At 36.5% G+C, this 19,870-nt stretch carries 11 protein-coding genes; 4 read left to right on the top strand and 7 right to left on the bottom strand.

Translation table 11 applies throughout. From position 1 onward, the window contains the following. Nucleotides 1-173: 173 nt before the first annotated feature. The 3 genes from QP953_RS27370 to QP953_RS27360 form a co-directional block, all read right to left on the bottom strand. Nucleotides 174-923 carry a LytTR family DNA-binding domain-containing protein gene (locus QP953_RS27370; protein WP_052599898.1) on the bottom strand — a complete coding sequence of 250 codons (750 nt, stop codon included), beginning with the start codon at nt 921-923 and terminating at the stop codon, nt 174-176. A gap of 1 nt (nt 924) precedes the next feature. Continuing rightward, nucleotides 925-2,832, bottom strand: coding sequence for a histidine kinase (locus QP953_RS27365; RefSeq protein WP_309553527.1), 1,908 nt, complete (start codon nt 2,830-2,832; stop codon nt 925-927). A 418-nt stretch (nt 2,833-3,250) separates the two neighbouring features. Continuing rightward, the gene (locus QP953_RS27360) at nt 3,251-3,808 is read right to left on the bottom strand and encodes a class I SAM-dependent methyltransferase (protein ID WP_052599900.1); all 558 of its coding nucleotides are present in this window, start codon (nt 3,806-3,808) and stop codon (nt 3,251-3,253) included. A 448-nt stretch (nt 3,809-4,256) separates the two neighbouring features. Here QP953_RS27360 and mce point away from each other — a divergent pair, with 448 nt between their 5' ends. Beyond that, the gene (mce, locus tag QP953_RS27355; protein WP_052599901.1) at nt 4,257-4,655 is read left to right on the top strand and encodes a methylmalonyl-CoA epimerase; all 399 of its coding nucleotides are present in this window, start codon (nt 4,257-4,259) and stop codon (nt 4,653-4,655) included. Nucleotides 4,656-4,722: 67 nt separating this feature from the next. Further along, nucleotides 4,723-5,490, top strand: coding sequence for a sulfite exporter TauE/SafE family protein (locus tag QP953_RS27350; protein WP_309553526.1), 768 nt, complete (start codon nt 4,723-4,725; stop codon nt 5,488-5,490). A 297-nt stretch (nt 5,491-5,787) separates the two neighbouring features. Here QP953_RS27350 and QP953_RS27345 read toward each other — a convergent pair whose 3' ends face one another. Together QP953_RS27345 and QP953_RS27340 are read right to left on the bottom strand one after the other, a co-directional pair. Continuing rightward, nucleotides 5,788-6,741 carry a ribose-phosphate pyrophosphokinase gene (locus QP953_RS27345; RefSeq protein ID WP_052599903.1) on the bottom strand — a complete coding sequence of 318 codons (954 nt, stop codon included), beginning with the start codon at nt 6,739-6,741 and terminating at the stop codon, nt 5,788-5,790. Between the two features lie 274 nt (nt 6,742-7,015). After that, on the bottom strand, nt 7,016-7,555 hold the full coding sequence (locus tag QP953_RS27340; protein ID WP_052599904.1) for a hypothetical protein: 540 nt from the start codon (nt 7,553-7,555) through the stop codon (nt 7,016-7,018). Between the two features lie 487 nt (nt 7,556-8,042). On the opposite strand from QP953_RS27340, the gene QP953_RS27335 reads away from it, so the two are divergent. Further along, entirely contained in the window at nt 8,043-8,630 is a 588-nt protein-coding gene (locus QP953_RS27335; protein ID WP_052599905.1) for a Crp/Fnr family transcriptional regulator, read from the top strand. 640 nt (nt 8,631-9,270) lie between these two features. Then, entirely contained in the window at nt 9,271-15,633 is a 6,363-nt protein-coding gene (locus QP953_RS27330) for a cadherin-like domain-containing protein (protein ID WP_309553525.1), read from the top strand. 1,296 nt (nt 15,634-16,929) lie between these two features. On the opposite strand, the gene QP953_RS27325 is transcribed toward QP953_RS27330, so the two are convergent. Beyond that, nucleotides 16,930-17,709 (bottom strand): succinate dehydrogenase/fumarate reductase iron-sulfur subunit, encoded by a 780-nt coding sequence (locus tag QP953_RS27325; RefSeq protein WP_052599056.1) that lies wholly within the window; start codon nt 17,707-17,709, stop codon nt 16,930-16,932. A gap of 60 nt (nt 17,710-17,769) precedes the next feature. Next, the gene (locus QP953_RS27320; RefSeq protein ID WP_052599057.1) at nt 17,770-19,788 is read right to left on the bottom strand and encodes a fumarate reductase/succinate dehydrogenase flavoprotein subunit; all 2,019 of its coding nucleotides are present in this window, start codon (nt 19,786-19,788) and stop codon (nt 17,770-17,772) included. Between the last annotated feature and the right edge of the window lie 82 nt (nt 19,789-19,870).

Below are 19,870 nucleotides of genomic sequence, written 5' to 3'. Positions count from 1 at the left end.
GCTTTATTCGACTAGATTCAATTGATAGGTACCTATTTATACAGATAACAATAAAGATTTACTTCATCTGTTGTTATTACAAAAATAGGCGATTCTACATGAAGAAACTCTAGTAATAAAAAAGCGCCGATAGCCGACTAAAAAGCGTTGGAGTTACAATGAAATGCGATGTTTTAGTATAATTTTTTTAAAAATTCTAAGACAGCCTCTTTCTTTCTTATGGAAACAGGAATGTGATGATTTTGTGAACAAACTAGTCCCTGATTATCTCGTTTATCGTACCGAAGGATGTGTTCAGAGTTGACCAGAAAAGATTGATGGGTACGCAAAAAGAGTTGACTAGGAAGCAAGGTTTCATACTCTCGTAAATTTTTTGACACAATAATTTCTTCCTGATTTAGGAGATGAAAGGTCGTGTAATTTCCCTCACCTTGGCAGTAAATAATATCTTTTATATTGATAATGTGAATGCTATCTAATGTTTTTAGGCTTATTTTCTTAATAACTTTTGGCGTAGAATCTACTTGTTGTAAAAATAAATCTAGGCGCTCTTCTAGTTTCTCTTGATAACTTTGTTCTTGCGATTTTTTTATAGCAGTCAAAAAATCTTCTGGATCAATGGGTTTGAGTATATAATCAATAGCTGCTACCTTGAATGCTTTTACAGCATATTGATTGTAAGCCGTTATAAAGATAACTTGAAAAGAATAGGGTTTGGTCTTGTTTAGAACATCAAAACCATTGCCATCACCTAGTTGAACATCCAACAGTACCAAATCGGGTTGGTGGTTTCGGATTTTCTCGATAGCTGAGGGGACACTGTGTGCCTCACCAACAATATCAAGGTGTGGAGTATAGAGTAGGATTGTCTGGCGAAGGGCTTTTCTTGCCCTTGCTTCATCATCAACAATTATGACACGCATATTAAATAGATTTAAGAGGGATGATAAAAGAAACAATAGTCCCAGAAGGTTGTGCTGGTTTTATAGAAAAGTGGATGTCGTTTGCTTGATTTTTATTTAAAAATAAAAGTCGCTCTTGGGTAATTTTAGTTGCTAAAGAATTATGAGTTGAGGTAGCGTGGGAGGAGGGGGGCGAATAACCAATGCCATTATCTTCAACACTTATTTTTAACAGCTGCGTTGCTTCGATTGTAAATTGAATTGTAATTTTTCCTTTGTAGTCAATGTTTTTAAGACCATGCTCTAAGGCATTCTCAATGAAAGGCTGCGTTAACATAGGTGGTATCAACAATTCGTAGGAGTCTAATTGTGGGTCAAGGTTAATTTGATACTCAAACTGGTGATCAAAACGCAGTAATTGTAATTTTAGATAATTTTCGAGCCACTGAATTTCCTTATCTAGGGTAATGTACTCTTTTCTTGAATTTTCGAGGATAGCCCGAACCAGTTTGGCAAAGGAAGATAAGTATACTCCTGCGGCTTTGGGATTGTTTTCGTAGACATAGCTTTGGATGGCTGTCAAGGCGTTAAAAATAAAATGAGGATTCATTTGATTTCTAAGCAGTTGATGTTTTAATTGTGCTGTTTTTTGCTGGGCACGGAGTTTATTTTGTCGGAGCAACAAGAAGGAGATTAAAAGGACTAAAATCAAGATAATAAAAGCACTATATGCCCATTGTTGGTTTCGCAAGGCATTTAGAGCATGAATGTCACGGTCTTTTGCCAGTAATGCGATTTCTTGTTCTTTTTTATTGGTTTCATATTTGATTTCCATTTCTTTAATCTGCTGTTGTTTTTCGGCATTCAGAATGGTATCTTTTAATACAATATACGCTCGCAAATATTCAGCGACCTTAGCATATTGTTTTAATGCTTGATAATTATCAATCAGTCCTTCTAAAGCTGCTTTTTCAATTGCCCTATAAGGAATCTTGTGTGCTACTTTTCTTACTGTATCATACAGTTGTATACTTTTAGAATGGTTATTTTCATAAAAATAGATATTCGCCAAACTCATTTGAATGTCTAACTTCTGATTTTGATCTGTAATATATTCTTTGAGACTTAGAGCTTTATGAATGTACTGTTTGGCAGAATCTATTTGTTGGTGTTTGAGGTATAACGAACTTTTTTCGCTGTAAATTTTAGCCTTTCCACCTAGATAATTTTCTTTCTCAAAATAGTCCAAGCCCTGATCTAGGTAAAATAGAGCCGTGTCGACTTTATTGATACTTGAATAGGCTAAACCAATATTTAGGGACGTATTTCCCATGAATAAGAATTCATTTTGGAGAGGATATTGTTCCAGTACTTTTCTGCCCATTTGAATAGAAGCTTCAAATTCTTTTAGTTCATATTTCATCGCTGCCAAAGCTGCGAAATTATAGGCTAGTCCTGCTGTATCGCCAAACTGTTCGTTAATTCGAATGCTTTTATATAGATATTCAGCGCTTTTTTGAAACGCACTCATAAAAAAATGAGTGGCACTCATATTACTATAAATAGAAGCTAATTTATCAAAACTCTTTGCACGAGTGAATAAGGTTGCGGCACTATCTAAGTAAAACAATGTCTGTGATAATTCGCCAATATGCCCATAGATGGTTCCCATCGTACTATATAAATTGCCAAGTTTATCGCAAGAGTCTTTGGGAATTAAGTAGATTGCTTTTTGATTGTATTCAATAGCTTTTTGTGGGTTCGAATAGCGATACATTTTTGCAATTTGGTTGAGTAGTTTAACCTTTGTGATTACAATGGTTTCTTTTTGGGCTAATTGTATCAGACTATCAATATGAGCTTGGTTCTGAGCTTGGTTGGTTACTGTTCCGAATAAAAGTAACGCTAAAATAAAATATTTAGATTTCATATAAATTGAGATATAGTGCGGTGGATCTGATGATGCTCAAGCACTTGATATGATAAAAAATGCAGAGGCTTTAACGAACTACTATTGCTATTGTATGGGCAAATTTATGTCAGTATACAGAATCTAAAATAGCTTGTTTCTACTTATAGAACCTTGTTGTTGCTGTTTAGCACAAGCTATTGATGAGATAGAGGTTGGTATTTTCCACTAACCAATGTTCCATGGAAGGCAATTGAATTTAGTGGTTGGTGGGGTAGATATTAATAACAAAATAAATTTAAAGTAATCAGGCAAAGAAGCGTATTATGTAATTTTTTCTGAAGCCTTCTTGAATCGTACTATTTTGGTTGCTAATATATAAAGAAAAAGGCACTCAAAAGAGTGCCTATAAATTATGATGATGAACAGTAAAATCAAACTAGAGTTTTTCACAAACGTGAATAAATGCAGGAGGTACATTGAGCATGACAAAATCAATCTCCATATTATTAAATATACGCTCGTAACGTTTTTTTGCTACCAAAGAGTAGTGTAACTGAACGTATTTGCCTCCTTTTTTTAAGAATTTGTGTGCTTCTTCTATAATGTCATCTTCGGGAATAATCACAAAAGGAATCGCGGAAATCACAGCATCTGCTTTTTCGTAACCTGCTTGACGGATGTAATCGCCTAATTTTTTGGCGTCATCATTAATGATCGTAATACGCTCATCGTGCCCAAATTTTTCTTGCAATTCTTCATAAAATTTATCGTTAATTTCGAAGCAGAGCAGTTTTGCATCTGGAGCCATCTTTTTCAAGATTTGTTTGGTAATAGGTCCATCTCCAGCCCCTAGTTCAACAATACATTTTGCAGTACTAAAGTCAACATGCTTGTCTTTTGTCATCGTTTTCCCTACAAAATGAGAAGATCTGGAAAAGGTACCCACTTCTTTGAAGTGTTTGATGCCTTGTATGAAAAATTTTATTGCACCCATGTTTTGAATTTTGGTTGGACGATTGTAACCTGCAAGTTGTGCATCGTTTTTTGACGATATAAGCTTAATTATCTGTTGGTCTTTGTATAAATATTAGCTACTTGTTGGAACGTCCAAAAGTTATAGATTTTTTAGATATAGATGATACTCTATTCATTACAAATTTGCACACAGACTACAAAAGTAATCTATAATTTTGCTTTTAAGTAACAAATAGTACTTTTTTTAGTTGATGAATACCTATATCATAACAAAATAAAATAGTTAATAATGTGTTAAGAGTTTGTAAATCAATAGTTAATGTTTTTGGAGGTAAGTTTTGGAGCTGAGGAGATTTGAAGTTTGGCTAAAAATGTTCTTGACTTGTTTATATTTGCAGACAAAAAAAGAGACAACTTTTGACAACTTATTTAAACTCTAGAAGGTTATTATCAAAAAAGCTAAAAAAATGAAAGTAGAACATATTGGTATCGCAATAAAAGACTTAAGTACTAGCAATGCTTTATTTGCTAAATTATTTGGCGAAGCGCATTACAAAGTAGAAGCGGTGGAATCAGAAGGAGTTGCTACTTCTTTCTTTCAGTGCGGAGAGACTAAAATAGAACTATTAGAAGCAACAAGAGAAGATAGTCCTATTGCAAAATTTATCGAAAAGAGAGGAGAAGGAATTCATCACATTGCCTTTGAAGTTGACGATATTCATGCCGAAATGAAACGTTTGGCAGCGGAAGGCTTTACGATTCTTAATCCTGAGCCTAAAAAAGGAGCAGATAACAAACTCGTTTGCTTTTTGCACCCTAAAACAACCAATGGTGTTTTGGTGGAGTTGTGTCAAGAAATACGTTAATCAACTTCATTATTGAGTGGTCTCAAATGGGCAATTTAAGTAATTCTCATTGAATAAAATGCTTTGTATGGAATTATATGCGTGGATTGTTTTATGTGGTGCTTTTGCAGGTTTTGTCGCTACTCTAGCAGGTTTAGGGTCAGTATTGACCCTGTATGTTTTGATTCAAATAGTCGGTTTAGACGCAGATATAGCCAATGGAACGAATCGAATCGGCATTATGGCAATGGCTTTGATGGCTTTGCCGACTTTTTATAAAAATGGACATCTGAATGTCAAGAAAAGCTGGTGGATTATCCTTTCAATATTTGTAGGAGCACTCGGAGGGGCCGTACTGGCAGCCAAATATATTGACAACGATGCTTTTAAAGATATTTTTAAGTACCTGCTCTTGGTAATGTTGGTTTTAGTATTAGCGAATCCAAAAAAATGGATTCGTTCAACAGATCATAGCCACAAGATGAACAAATGGATGATTCCTATCTTTATATTAATGGGATTTTATGCAGGTTTTATACAAGTAGGGACAGGTGTTTTTTTAGTTGTCTTTTTAGCTTTGGCAGGACGGTATAGTTTGGTGGATGCCAACGGGATTAAACTAGCAGCTATAGCTTTGTATACAATAGCTTGTATTGCCATCTTTGCCGTAGAAAATAAAATTGATTGGGAGATCGGAACCGTTTTGGCAATAGGGCAAGGAATCGGTGCTTATCTAGCCGCCAAATTTGCAACTACTTACCCTAAGTCAAATGGCTTTGTGCGGTATTTGCTTATTGTTATGTTGATAGTTGCAATTGTGCAAATGTTTGAGTTGCATACTTATTTTGTGGGGTAGGAAAAGCATTCTTCTTACGATACATCTCTATAGATGTTAAAATTTTTAGAAAATGTATCTTGGTCTAATTATTGGTGTAATAAAAATGAATTACTCATAGCAGAAAACCCATAGTTAGTAAAATTAATTCGGTTCTTTTTTAGAAAAGAAAAACGTCTAGCAATCCCTACCTGCTAGACGTTTCTATTTTATGTAACCATCAAATGCAATTGTCTCAAGTTTTTGTTCATTATAATACTACTCTACGATAGCATCATCAGAATAAAGTGAGACCACTCGTTTGGATTTGTTATGGATTTACTTGACTAAACTGCTTTTGTCTTTCTCGACAAACAAAGCAGAAATAGAACGATATTCGTGTACATTTCTAATAGCTCTAGAGAATAATTTAGCAGCCGGAACTACTTTTATTTTAGAGCAAGCCTGCTTCAAAGGAATGGTATCTGTTACAACCATTTCTGTCAACTCAGACTCTTCGATACGTTTGTAAGCTGGTCCAGATAGAACAGGGTGCGTACAAAATGCACGAACACTTTTTGCGCCTTCTTTGATTAAAATTTGAGCAGCGCGGCATAGCGTCCCTGCTGTATCAACGATGTCGTCTACCAAAATGACATCTTTTCCTGTAACATCTCCAATAACAGTCATTTCTGCTACTTCGTTTGCTTTTTTGCGATACTTGTCACAAATAACAAGCCCTGTACCAAAATGTTGTGCATAAGCTCTAGCTCGCTTGGTACTACCCACATCAGGAGAAGCAAAGATAACATTACTAGTATCTTCTTTTTCTAAGTGATTGAAGAAGATTGCTTCACTTTTTAGATGATCCACAGGGATGTCGAAGAAACCTTGGATTTGGTCGGCATGCAAGTCCATGGTCATAATTCGGTCTGCTCCTGCTGCAATCAACAGATTGGCCAATAATTTAGCTCCAATTGCTACTCGGGGTCTATCTTTGCGATCTTGGCGTGCATAACCAAAATAAGGAATGACCGCTGTAATATAACCAGCAGAAGCTCTTTTTGCAGCATCAATCATTAACAACAACTCCATGATATTATCAGATGGAGCAAATGTTGATTGGATAAAAAATACGTATTTACCTCGTACCGATTCCTTAATGTTAGTTTGCATTTCGCCATCACTAAAACGTTGTAAGACAACCTTACCTAAGCTTTGTCCGTAATAGTCTGCGATTTTTTCAGAGAGATAACGGGTACCCGTTCCAGAAAAAAGAATTGTTTCGATCATGATTATTGTGCTGTGCTTGTTAGAATAATAGTCCAAAAGTTGCCACAAAGGTAGTTAGATTTAATTGGCTGCACAAATAATCACTCGCTTTTGAACAAAAACAATTTTTTAGTCTTTTTATGATACAGGTAGCTATGATTTGTTTTTAATGATTTGATAATAAGTTGCTTAGTAAAAGGCTTGTGTGTTGTTCCATTTGGTGAAAATATCTAAGATGATTTGCCATTTTATGGATAAATGGCAGCACAATTAAAAGCAGCAGTGTAAAAAAGAACTACTTCCACAAGAACTCCCGCCACTCGTTATAAACCTCAATAATTTTTAATAAATCTTTCTTTTTGTATTTTTTGTTAGCAATATCTTCTGCCAACTCTTTATTTTCTTTGAAATATTCTGCTAATTGTTTTCTAAATCTAGGATAATCAACTTCGGTTAATGCTCTATCTTTTTCTAAGAAAGTTTGCGTATATCCCATATCTCCCGATGTATTATAATACTCGTATAAATGGCATTTGCCTGTAGGAGGGGTTAGGCGCAACATAAAAACAGAATATCCTTTGCGTTCATTGATTGCATAAAATTTGGTTTGGTAAGTAGCGTTTCCAATCGACCATTCTTTGATTTCATCTGGGCGGTACTTTTTGACCGTACCAGATTGATCTTTAAAGCTAATTTGGCTAGAATTTATAGCAGGAGTAGATAGAATTACCTTGCCATATATTTTTCTATCATTAATGTCTATAATATAGTCGTTTTGTGCAATGCTAAGGTGTTGAATACAGCAGATGACTAGAAATACAAGTAAAGACTTCATATATGATTACTTTTTGATAAACAGTCTTCGAAAGAGACAGATGAATGTTGAATATTTTGTTGATTAATAGAGTGCTTGTTGTAGTAATATGTTTGATTAAGAGTGAGTTGGGTATAGAATAGTGTCGTTTGGATTTTTAGCCCCTTATGGAGGAACTTCAATAAAAAAGACTATTTTGAGGTATTATTTTAGCCTAAAATAACCTTAATTGTTTAAGTAAGAGATATAAATTGTCGACTTTAACACTGTTTTTAAATGAACACATGGTCTAACTCAATAGAGATAGCGGTATCTAGAGCGTGTCCTATCTTGCTTAAAGTGAAATACTAACGTTTGAACTACTTAGACAAATATTTCAGAACAAGAATATTGCTTTTTATAACATAGAGTAGTTTTTATTTTCGGATTCCCCTATTTTTGGATTCACTTAAACAGAAGTTTTGTTGCCCATTCGCTTCGATCACTCTTTAAAACTAAAAAATATTTTATGGAAGTATCTTTTGAAGTCATTAATCACTATCGACAAAAATACCCCTACTTAAAAGATAAGGATGTTGAACAGATGCTGAATTTAGTACATTTTAAAGTGCTAGATGTTAACGAGTTTTTTGTGAAATTTGAAGAAGTTAATACAAATGTTTTTTTGGTCTTGAATGGTTTGCTAAAAACGTATTATTTGGACGAAGGTGGGGAGGAGATTATTATTAATTTTTATAAAGAAAATGATCTATCAGGAAACTGGTACTCGACATTATTAGGAGAGCCGTCTAGGTTATGTATACAAGCATTGGAGGAAACAACGTTGATACAAGTTGACATTAAAAAAGTAGATGCATTGGTTTTTGACAATATTAATTTACTAAGAGCCTACAATCATATTTTGAAAGGCAAATTAATTAACTCACTGCACAAAATATGGGACAATATTAATGAAAAGCCTGAAGTGCGATTTCTAAAACTGAAGAAAGAACATCCAGATTTATTAGAGAGAGTACCACAAAAACAAATCGCTTCATATTTAGGAATAACACCAGTTTCCTTGTCACGGATAAAGAAAAGAGTATCAGAAAAGTAAGGCAATTATCTTTTGTTAAGACGAGAAATAGAAATAAGCCCTATTTTTCGGGCAAAGATAAAATATTGAATATCAATATAAATATATGTTTTTATTGAATATTTTTATGCCAATTTATTTTTTTAACTTTTTAGTTAATATTTTGAATGTCAGTGTTTTGTAAGTTTTGTAAAAAAGAATAAGTTGCAGTTGTAATAAAAAAAACTTTCTTGCAATTTTATGACCTAAATTTTAGAGTAATTGTTCGTTAAAACAATAACATAAACATAGTAGCATAGCGAACTTCTATTTGAGAACACTACTCCAATAATTGCTATTTATAGTTCAAAAAAGTCGCTTTTTTTGAGATTTTGGCACAAAAATGCACAAAAAAAACTCATAATGGCAAGAATCGATCCTCTCAGCTTTACTAAAAAAAATAGTTTTGTGCTGCAAAACTATCGTTAAAGATTATATCAAAATCATATTATAATAAATAATACAATAAATCAACCAAATACATTTTACCAAATAGTCTAATTGGAATATTATCACTAAAATATTTTATTTAGATGGATGTGTTTCACTTCTTAAATAGCTAATACAACGTCACTAATTGTATTGCGTTTCAAAAAGTTTAATGCGCTGAAAAAAAAACACTATGCAAACACAATTACACTTTGTTCAAAGGCATTGTAGATGCCTTGAATTGTTATGGGTAATATCCCTATTCCTTTTAGGAACAACGCAACTAAATGCAGAAGGTACTGCTCAAGTAATGCCCAACGCAGGAAACGGAACGGCTCTAGTCGTTAGTCCCAATCTTACAATAGGAACCTATCGAGCGGCTCCTGCCGATAATAGATTGAAAATATCTATTTTAAATCACACGATCGAAAACATTTACTTTGGATTAAACCCTTTTCAACGGGTAGGTGGTGCTGGACCGTCAACCAATGGTTTTTATCGTATTTTAGACCCGACAGGTGCGGAGGTAGTTCCCGCAACTCCTATTCCAACAGCAGGTACTGGGTTTATTCCTAACTATGCTCAGGCAGTTGCTGGACCTAATATTGGAGGTTTGAACCCTACGGGGTATACCCCCATTCTATTCAACCCGACCCAAAACGGGGATTATGTAATAGAGCTATATAGAAGTAATGACGCAGGAGTAAGTGCGTCTAATGATGAAATTTTCTTTCCATTTTTTGATTTTACAGTAGGTGAAACAAACAATACAACTTATAGAGGTCGTTTGAATTGTCAACAGTGGGGATTTATTACTTACAATCCATTGTCGGCTAATTTTACTCCTGCGATCAATTTTTCTTTTGAAGGCGATTATTATGCTTATACAGAGGATAGTTCGGTTGTTCGTATGAATTTTGAGCCTGGTTTTCAACCATTTCGTTATGTATTGGCAATGAACAAACCAGGAGTTACAAACGGAGGTAACTTTTTGACAGATAGAATATCTACTTATACAGGAGCCAATGCACCAACCTTGCCAACAGGTTATCCTATCTTTTTATCTATTCCAGACACCAATATTTTCAAAGTGGCACCGCCTTCCAATGCGCCAGCAATTCCTAGTAACGTATATGGCTGCCCAGGAGATTATTTTATTCCTTTGTTTATTCCTGATCCAGGAGATGTTGCTATCCTATTGGATTTAAATGGTGTTGTCGGCTATCAAGCAGGCACCTCAGATAGAGTCTTAGAGTTATATGACTTGGTAGCTGGCAACCATGTCTTAAGTTGGGATGGTTTAGATGGACAAGGGAATCCAGTTGCAGGGAATGTTAACTTCTTGGTAACTGCTACATTATTTCGAGGTCGAACAAACATTCCAATGCATGATGCAGAGTTAAATGGAAACGGTTTTTCTGTAACAGCATTTTTCCCAGCTTTGGGACCAAGAAAGCTATATTGGGACGATACAAATTTAGGAAATGTGGGGAATTGTAGTGTTAATGCAACACATAATACAACAGGGGCAGGAGTTGCGACAACAAATATGCTAGAAGGTGTTTTTGGTCCAGCACATGCTTGGGATGGTAGTGCAACATTTGCAATACCCGCTCCAACAGCAGGAAGAGGCTCTACAACAGCAGCCCTATGTGATGACTTTGGAAATGCTAGAACAATTAATACATGGTTTTGGTCTTATGATGTATCTTCTGCTCCTTTTCCTAGAACGACACCCGACTGTGATCAAGATGGAGATGGTATTGCAGACAATATAGACATAGACGATGATAATGATGGTATACCCGATTTAGTTGAACATCCAACCGATCCTTTGTTAGATGCTGATGGGGATGGTATTCCAAACTATTTGGATCCTGATTTTCCTGGATTTGTAGATGCCAATATGGATGGTGTCAATGATAATTTTGATGCGGATGGGGATGCTGTTATCAATTCGTATGATTTGGATTCTGACAATGATGGTATTTCTGACATTGTAGAGGCAGGAGGCGTTGATACGGACGGAAATGGATTGGTCGATGGCACAACCGATGCGGATAATGATGGTTTAATTGATTTGTATGATTCAAGCGTGGCTGGAACTACAAATGTAACCAATACATCCGCAGATGATTGCCAGACAGTAGTTTCACCAGCACATACTATTTCATTTGCATCTGGTACAACCGATGCGGTAGGTAATGTTACATTGTCATTCTCTGTATTTGGAGCTTATGGTTTTAATGGTGCTGAATTTACATTAACTGGAGAAGGTGGTGTCAATTTGGGTACATTTAATAGAACCAATTCAGATAATAGTGCTTATGCAGATTGTTCTAACCCTCCAATGAATTTTAGCGTTGTAATCTCTCAAGCAAACTGGAATTTGTGGAATAACGATGGAACTGTTGTGATTGATTTTCAGGCAGACGCAGATGTAGATCCTAATTTCTGTGCAACGGCTTCTTCTTGTATATCAAATGTAGAAGCAAATTATCAAATTCCAGGCGTTGGATCAGCAGGAAACGACATAGCAGTTACAAATACAGATGGAGATTTATTACCTGATTATTTAGACTTAGATGCGGATAATGATGGAATTCCAGATATTGTAGAAGCAGGAGGTACCGATGTCAATGGTGATGGACGTATTGATAATTATACTGATACTGACGGAGATGGATGGAATGATGTGGTAGATGGGGATGTTGGCAATGATGGTACTTCAGAAAATCTTGTGGATGTATTGATTATTACCAATTCAGATGGCAATTCAGATGGTATTCCTGATAGCTATCCCAATAATGATACCGATAGAGATGGTATTTTAGATCATTTAGATTTAGATGCGGATAACGATGGCATTCCAGATGTGGTGGAAGCAGGAGGTACTGATGAAAATGGTGATGGACGTGTGGATAATTATGTAGATGTGGATAATGACGGTTATAACGATGTGGTAGATGGCGATGTAGGAAATGATGGCATACCAGAAAATAGTGCTGACGCTCTACAACTGACAGAAGCAGATGGTAATGGGGACGGGCGTGCGGATAGTTATCCTGAAGGAGATACCGATAGAGATGGCATTTTAGATCAACTAGATTTAGATGCGGATAACGATGGCATTCCAGATGTAGTAGAAGCTGGTGGAACCGATGTGAATGGTGATGGACGTGCGGATGGTTATATAGATAATGATAGAGATGGTTATAACGATGTGGTAGACGGTGACCCAACCAATGCTTTAGCGGTAGGAACCGATACGAATGGAGCGAACACATCAAATGCATTGCAGTTGACGGGTGAAGATACCAATGGAGATGGTACACCAGAAGATTACCCAACAGGAGATACTGACGGTGATGGTATTTTAGATCAATTAGATTTAGATGCGGATAACGATGGCATTCCAGATGTAGTAGAAGTAGGGGGTACCGATGCGAATGGCGATGGACGTGCGGATGGTTATATAGATAATGATAGAGATGGTTATAATGATGTGGTAGACGGTGACCCAACCAATGCTTTAGCATTAGGAACCGATACGAATGGAGCGAATACATCAGATGCCTTGTTATTAACGGGTGCAGATACTGATGGTGATGGAAATCCCAATAGTATGCCTAATGGTGATTTGGATGGGGATAATGTATACAATCATTTGGATTTGGATGCCGACAACGATGGTATTTTGGATATCGAAGAAGCAGGCGGAACAGATGCGAATAGAGATGGTCAAGAAGATGCTTATGCCGATGCCGATGGAGATGGCTTTAATGATGTGGTTGATGGTGATCCAACCAATGCATTGGCAGTAGGAACCGATACGAATGGAGCCAATAGTGCGAATGCGACTACTCGAACAGGAGCTGATACGGATGGTGACGGTGCACCGAATAGCTATCCAAATGACAACCAAGATGGTGATAACAATTATAACTTCTTGGACATAGATGCGGACAATGATGGTATTGTTGATAATACAGAAGGGCAAGCAACTAGTGCTTACATTGCGCCAGATAATAATGATACGGATGGAGATGGGATAGACGATGCTTATGATAGCAACGATGCGATATTTGGAGGGGCGGGTTCTGGTATTATACCCAATAATCAAGATGGTGCAGCAGATAATCCAGATTATCTAGATTTGGATACTGATAATGATGGTATTCCAGATGTTATTGAAGGGCACGACACCAATGGCGATGGTGTTGTAAATGGTGCCGATAGTCCAAATGCGAATACAGGCTTATCAGGTGGTACGGCTGATGTAGATGGTGACGGCTTGTTGGATGGTTATGATAATAATACAGCGAATACCAATGCAACTAATATTGGTTTGAATCCAAACTCTCATCCAGATGCTAAAAATGAGATTACAGTTGAGCGTGATTGGAGAGAGGGCAATACAACGTATGCGACCAATGATATTAACACAACACCAACCAATGTAACCATTGTTGGTAATGTCTTAACCAATGATTACGATCAAGAAGAAGATAATCAAACATTGACAGGAGTTGAGATTGATGCGAATGGTGATGGTACTCCAGAAACAGTAATTGGGTTGGGAGTAGGAACAACAGTTGGTGGAATTAATGAAGATGGTACTCCCAATGCAAATGCAGGAACCTTGACTCAAAATGCGAATGGAACATATACCTTTGTACCAACGACAGGTTTTGTTGGAGAGGTGACCTATTTATATGATATTTGTGACAATGGACAACCGCAAGCTTGTACAGAAGCCAAAGTAACTATTGATGTAGAACCTGCTCCAACGACAGACAATGGAGAATTGGCTTTAGCACCAGATGTCAATACAACGTATGATAACATAGCAGTAAATGGTCAAGTGTTATCAAATGACAATGACCCAGATGGTGATAATATTTTGGTAACAGGAAACATTCAAACAGATACAGACGGTGATGGCGTTGTTGATGCTACTGTAGGTTTAAGTACGTTAACCACGATCGGAGGAATTGACAAAAATGGAAATCCGGTTACAAATGCAGGAACTTTGGTTCAGAATGCGAATGGAACGTATACATTTAATCCTGTTGCTGGATTCATAGGTGTGGTAGAATATATTTACACGGCTTGTGATGACGGAGCACCCATCACCTGCGAACAAACAACGGTAACCATTGACGTTTTGCCAAGATTGTACAACAGTACCAATGCGATAGATGATGAAGAGTTTGTAGACAAAGGAACAACATTAAATGATAATGTTTTGACAAACGATACGGATGTAGAGGGCGATAATCAAGTTGGTGGGGTGTCATTAGTGACAGGTCCGACCAACGGTAGTTTGACCTTAAATCCAGATGGAACATATAGTTATACGCCAACCAATCCTAACTTTAGTGGCAACGATGAATTTGTATACAGTGTATGTGACAATGGAAGCCCTCAAGTATGTGATACTGCAACAGTTTACATTACAATACTAGATGTCAATAAAGATTATGGAGATGCTCCAGCAATATATGGAGAAGTGTATCATCGAGCAATTAGAGATGCGAATAGTGATAATGTATTGGATGGAACAACAGATGTTTGGTTGGGAACCAATACCGACTTTGAAAACAACGCTTTAGGCGTGAATGGTGATAGTTTTGATGATGGAATGGAATTGGGAACGAATACACCTGGTGCTTTTCCAAGGACGGTGATGCCTTCAACGGTGTATAATGTAGATTTAGATTTAAATTCAGTTGTGGCAGATAATGTTTCGTATGGAATGTGGATTGATTGGAATGCAGATGGTGTTTATGACGATTTTTATTCAGGAACAGTAGCGGTGCCAGGAGGACCATTTACAACAACAGTCGTTGTGACTTCTCCAGCCAGTGTTGCAACAAACTTGGTGAATATCCGAATTCGTTTAGATGACAATCCATTAGGAGCTGTAGACTTTCAAGGGGCACGTACGAATGGAGAGGTGGAGGATTATCAATTCTTGATGAATGATCCATTGCCTGTAGAGTTGTTGTATTTTACGGCAAAACTAGAAGGTAAAAATACAGGTGTGTTAAATTGGGCAACATCAAGTGAGTTGAATAATGCAGGTTACGAAGTGGAACATGCACTGCCTAGTACTGGTGCACCAGAATTTAATCAAATTGGATATGTTAATGGAGCAGGAACAACGACTACAGCGCAAAATTATGATTATAAAGTACCTAATTTAATATCAGGAGTGCATTACTTCCGATTAAAACAAGTAGATTTTGATGGGACATCTACTTATACAGAAGTAAGGTCGCTAACAGTAGAAGCACCGTTGGTGAAGCAACTGTTCCCAACAGTATTGCACGAAGGAAGTAGTACGGTATACCTTCAAATTTCGAAAGATGATCGTTATCAAATTGAAGTTATAACCGCTTTGGGGCAAATAGTTGAGTCGTATAGTGCACCAATGACATCCAATGCTTACCATGAAATAGATTTTGATATGAATCGTTATGTATCGGGAATTTACTTTATCAGAGTAAGCAGTAATAATACGAGTTTTACAAGAAAAATACGAGTAGAGTAATAAAAGGACTAGACACAAGATGATATGAAAGACTCTGACTGGTTTTGGTTGGAGTCTTTTTTATTTTAGATGCTATTTTGTGGCTTGTTTTTTGTCAAGAGCTTGAGCTTTGTTTGCCATTGCTCCAATAGATTGATCTACAGAGGAGAAATAAGTAAATATTTTGGCTAAAATTTATATACAGGACTACATACTAGAAATGATAGTAATGACTGGATATGTAAACGAAATATTAAGAAATATTAAAATTATAATAATGAATGAAATAAATTTTGACTCCCAAGGAAAATAAAATAAATTTGCAGTCGTTATTGATAACAGATGGCAAGAAAAAATAAATCAAAAAATTTTTTCAACTCATGCAACCATTTCAAAATGAGATTTGTCGTCTAGTAGTAAGAGGGTTTATCCCTATGTGCTAAAATAATACTATATGTATATTCAATCTAATATTAAATAGATACCGCTATTAATTTCGATTGGAATTCTTCGAAATTAACGAAGAAACTTAAGGGAAGATTAGGAGGAATCTTCCCTTTTTGTATATCTATACTTGACCTATTGGATAATGCAGACTTGCCTACCTTTCCTTACCATTGGAAATATTTACATTATAATATATAGAATTGAAGTAGAACGGATAAAAAAATTTTATCAGAAACTTATTTTTTCAAATGATTTGTTGAGAAGACCTTAGATAAGTTTATTCCTAAACAAATTGCTTGTTCAAACCATATAGAAGCAGTGCAACTACGTTACATAGCAGACATTTTAATGCTTAAAATGAAGGTTTGAAAAAAAAATAAAAAAAAAGTAAAAAAAATTCCAACCTTTTGAACAACTCCTTGTCATAGGGGCAGATAGTGATTCAATAGTATCTATTTAATCATTTTTTAGGTTTTATTTAACAGCCGTTTTTTGATTGGAATGTTATCCTCCCAAGTATATCAAAAGATCAAAAAACATCCCTAAGCTGTTATGTATCTGCCCTAAGTGAACTATACAAGTTTAATATCCTCATTACTTTCTTTCTTATTACTATTGTTAAGTTAGTTGAAAGTGTGGAAAAACTAATCAATCTTATAATTAATAGAGATACGGCTAGATTAATTTTGATTGAAAAACTCTTTTGGCGAGAAGAGAACAGTAAAAGAGAGCTATCCCCAGCTCTCTTTTTTTATTTATCCAATTTGGTTTGCTCCTTCCTATTGGTTGCATTACTTCCTAAAACAAAAAAGCAGCCAAGATATATCTTAGCTGCTGTATAAATTTTATTTCAAGAAACGATTTTATCGTTTACTCTGTTGTTTTTAAAGTTGCAGAGAAATATTCTCTATTCATTTGTGCGATATAGTCTAAAGAAATTTCTTTAGGACATTCCGCTTCACAGGCACCAATATTAGAACACAAACCAAATCCTTCTTTATCCATTTGGCTAACCATTCTTTTGACACGTTTAGCAGCTTCAGGCTTTCCTTGTGGCAATAGAGCCAAGTGAGAAACCTTCGCAGAAGTAAACAACATTGCAGCAGCATTCGGACAAGCAGCAACACAAGCACCACATCCAATACAAGCCGCAGCATCAAAGGCATCAGCCGCAATTCCTTGTCCAATAGGAACGGCATTTCCATCTGGTGTACCTCCTGTATTAACCGAAACGTAACCACCCGCTTGAATAATCTTGTCAAAAGAACTACGATCCACTACTAAATCCTTTATAACAGGAAATGCAGCAGCTTTAAACGGTTCAATATAGATATTATCACCATTATTAAAATGGCGCATATGTAGTTGACACGTAGTTGTTCCTTTCATAGGACCATGAGGGCGGCCGTTGATGACCAAACTACACGCACCACAAATCCCTTCTCGACAATCGTGCTCAAAAGCGACAGGACCTTCTGGGTATTTATCTTTGTTTTCTATAATGTGTGCATTCAAAACGTCCAACATCTCTAAGAAAGACATGTGTGTGTTAATTTCAAGATCTGGATAAGATTTAATGCCTGGATTTTTATCATTCACCCCTGTTTGTCTCCAAACAAAAAGGTTTACTTTTATATTATCGTGAGCCATAAGTCTCTATTTTTTTTGTTTTTATAATTACCAAAAAAGAATTCCTTCTTTCTTTAGCCGTTATTTATAAGAACGAGTTTTCAACTCAATGTCATTGAACGTTAATTCCTCTTTGTGGAGAATAGGATCCGCATCTAAACCATTGTACTCCCAAGCTGATACATAAGCATAGTCTTGGTCATTACGTTTGGCTTCTCCTTCAGGTGTTGCATATTCGTCACGGAAATGCCCACCACAAGATTCGTTACGATCCAAAGCATCTACCATCATTAATTCTGCTAATTCAAAGAAATCAGCCACACGCAATGCTTTTTCTAATTCAGGATTAAACTCATGCCCATCTTTATCTGTGTGAGGAATGTAAACCTCTTTCCAGAAACGGTCACGTAATGCACGCACTTTTTGACGACCTAGTTTTAGACCTTCAGCATTACGAGCCATGCCACAATATTCCCACATAATGTCTACTCCCAATTCACGATGGAACGATTCCACAGAGCGAGTTCCATTAATGCTAAGTAGTTTCTTGATTTTATTTTTAACATCGTTTTCAACGGCTTCAAACTCAGGTGCTGATGTATCTGTCATTGGTGTACGAATTTCTTTGCTCAAGAACACACCAATTGTATAAGGCAAAACAAAGTATCCATCTGCCAAACCTTGCATCAAAGCAGAAGCACCCAATCGGTTGGCACCATGGTCAGAGAAGTTACACTCACCTGTTGCAAACAAACCAGGAATACTAGTTTCCAAATTATAATCTACCCAAATACCACCCATAGTATAGTGAATTGCAGGATAGATACGCATAGGAGTGTAGTAAGGATCTTCACCCGTAATTTTTTCATACATCTCAAACAAGTTGCCGTATTTCTTTTCAACAACAGCACGTCCTAGTTGTTTAATTTCTTCCTCACTTGGGTTAGAGATTCCTTGAGAAATAGCCTCTGATTTTCCGTAACGAATAACAGCAGAAGCAAAGTCAAGGTAAACAGATAAGCCAGTAGCACCTACACCATGTCCATCGTCACAACGATATTTAGCAGCACGAGAAGCTACATCACGAGGTACCAAGTTACCAAAAGCAGGGTAGATGCGCTCCAAGTAGTAGTCTCTGTCTTCTTCTGCCAAATCTGTTGGTTTCATTTTTCCTGTTCTCAAAGCCTCCACATCTTTTTTGTGTTTAGGAACCCAAACACGTCCATCGTTACGCAAGGACTCTGACATCAAGGTTAGCTTTGATTGATAATCACCAGATACAGGAATACAAGTTGGATGAATCTGACAGAAACAAGGATTGGCAAAATAGGCTCCACGCTTGTGAGCAACCCAAGAAGCAGTCACATTAGACCCCATTGCATTGGTAGATAGATAGAATACATTACCATAACCACCAGTACCCAAAACAACTGCATGAGCACCAAAACGCTCTAATTTACCAGTCAATAAATTACGAGCAATAATACCACGAGCCTTGTTATCAATAACAACTAGGTCAAGCATTTCATGGCGATTGTACATTTTTACATTCCCCAAAGAAATTTGTCTAGACAAAGCACTGTAGGCACCAATCAACAATTGTTGCCCCGTTTGCCCACGAGCATAAAAGGTACGAGATACTTGCACCCCACCAAAAGAACGGTTGGCTAAGTTACCACCATATTCTCTTGCAAAAGGAACTCCTTGAGCGACACATTGGTCTATAATATTTCTAGATACTTCTGCCAAGCGATGTACGTTAGCCTCACGAGAACGGTAGTCACCACCTTTTACTGTATCATAAAATAGACGATAAACTGAGTCACCATCATTTTGATAATTTTTTGCAGCATTGATCCCTCCTTGTGCGGCAATACTGTGCGCACGACGAGGGCTATCGTGAAAGCAAAAAGCTTTTACTTTGTATCCTAGTTCTCCAAGAGTGGCAGCGGCAGAAGCACCTGCCAAACCTGTTCCAACTACGATGACTTCTATATTACGTTTATTGTTAGGAGCAACAAGTGGCATATTGGAACGGTATTCGGTCCATTTTTCTGCCAGTGTCTTACTTTCAGGTACGTTTGACTGAAACTTTTTCATATGATAGAATGAATTTTATTCAACAATGATTTCTTTAATAACAACAGTTGTTGTTGGAGGGAGTTCAAAGCCGAACTCCTAT

This window comes from Aureispira sp. CCB-E (genome assembly GCF_031326345.1).
In the GTDB taxonomy this organism is placed as follows: domain Bacteria; phylum Bacteroidota; class Bacteroidia; order Chitinophagales; family Saprospiraceae; genus Aureispira.
This window is presented reverse-complemented; position numbering and strand designations above follow the sequence as displayed.

Excerpts from the sequence above, each read along its gene's own strand:
- QP953_RS27320 (WP_052599057.1), bottom strand. The coding sequence starts at position 19,788 with ATGAAAAAGTTTCAGTCAAACGTACCTGAAAGTAAGACACTGGCAGAA.
- mce (WP_052599901.1), top strand. The coding sequence starts at position 4,257 with ATGAAAGTAGAACATATTGGTATCGCAATAAAAGACTTAAGTACTAGC.
- QP953_RS27360 (WP_052599900.1), bottom strand. The coding sequence starts at position 3,808 with ATGGGTGCAATAAAATTTTTCATACAAGGCATCAAACACTTCAAAGAA.
- QP953_RS27345 (WP_052599903.1), bottom strand. The coding sequence starts at position 6,741 with ATGATCGAAACAATTCTTTTTTCTGGAACGGGTACCCGTTATCTCTCT.
- QP953_RS27330 (WP_309553525.1), top strand. The coding sequence starts at position 9,271 with ATGCAAACACAATTACACTTTGTTCAAAGGCATTGTAGATGCCTTGAA.
- QP953_RS27325 (WP_052599056.1), bottom strand. The coding sequence starts at position 17,709 with ATGGCTCACGATAATATAAAAGTAAACCTTTTTGTTTGGAGACAAACA.
- QP953_RS27370 (WP_052599898.1), bottom strand. The coding sequence starts at position 923 with ATGCGTGTCATAATTGTTGATGATGAAGCAAGGGCAAGAAAAGCCCTT.
- QP953_RS27365 (WP_309553527.1), bottom strand. The coding sequence starts at position 2,832 with ATGAAATCTAAATATTTTATTTTAGCGTTACTTTTATTCGGAACAGTA.
- QP953_RS27350 (WP_309553526.1), top strand. The coding sequence starts at position 4,723 with ATGGAATTATATGCGTGGATTGTTTTATGTGGTGCTTTTGCAGGTTTT.
- QP953_RS27340 (WP_052599904.1), bottom strand. The coding sequence starts at position 7,555 with ATGAAGTCTTTACTTGTATTTCTAGTCATCTGCTGTATTCAACACCTT.
- QP953_RS27335 (WP_052599905.1), top strand. The coding sequence starts at position 8,043 with ATGGAAGTATCTTTTGAAGTCATTAATCACTATCGACAAAAATACCCC.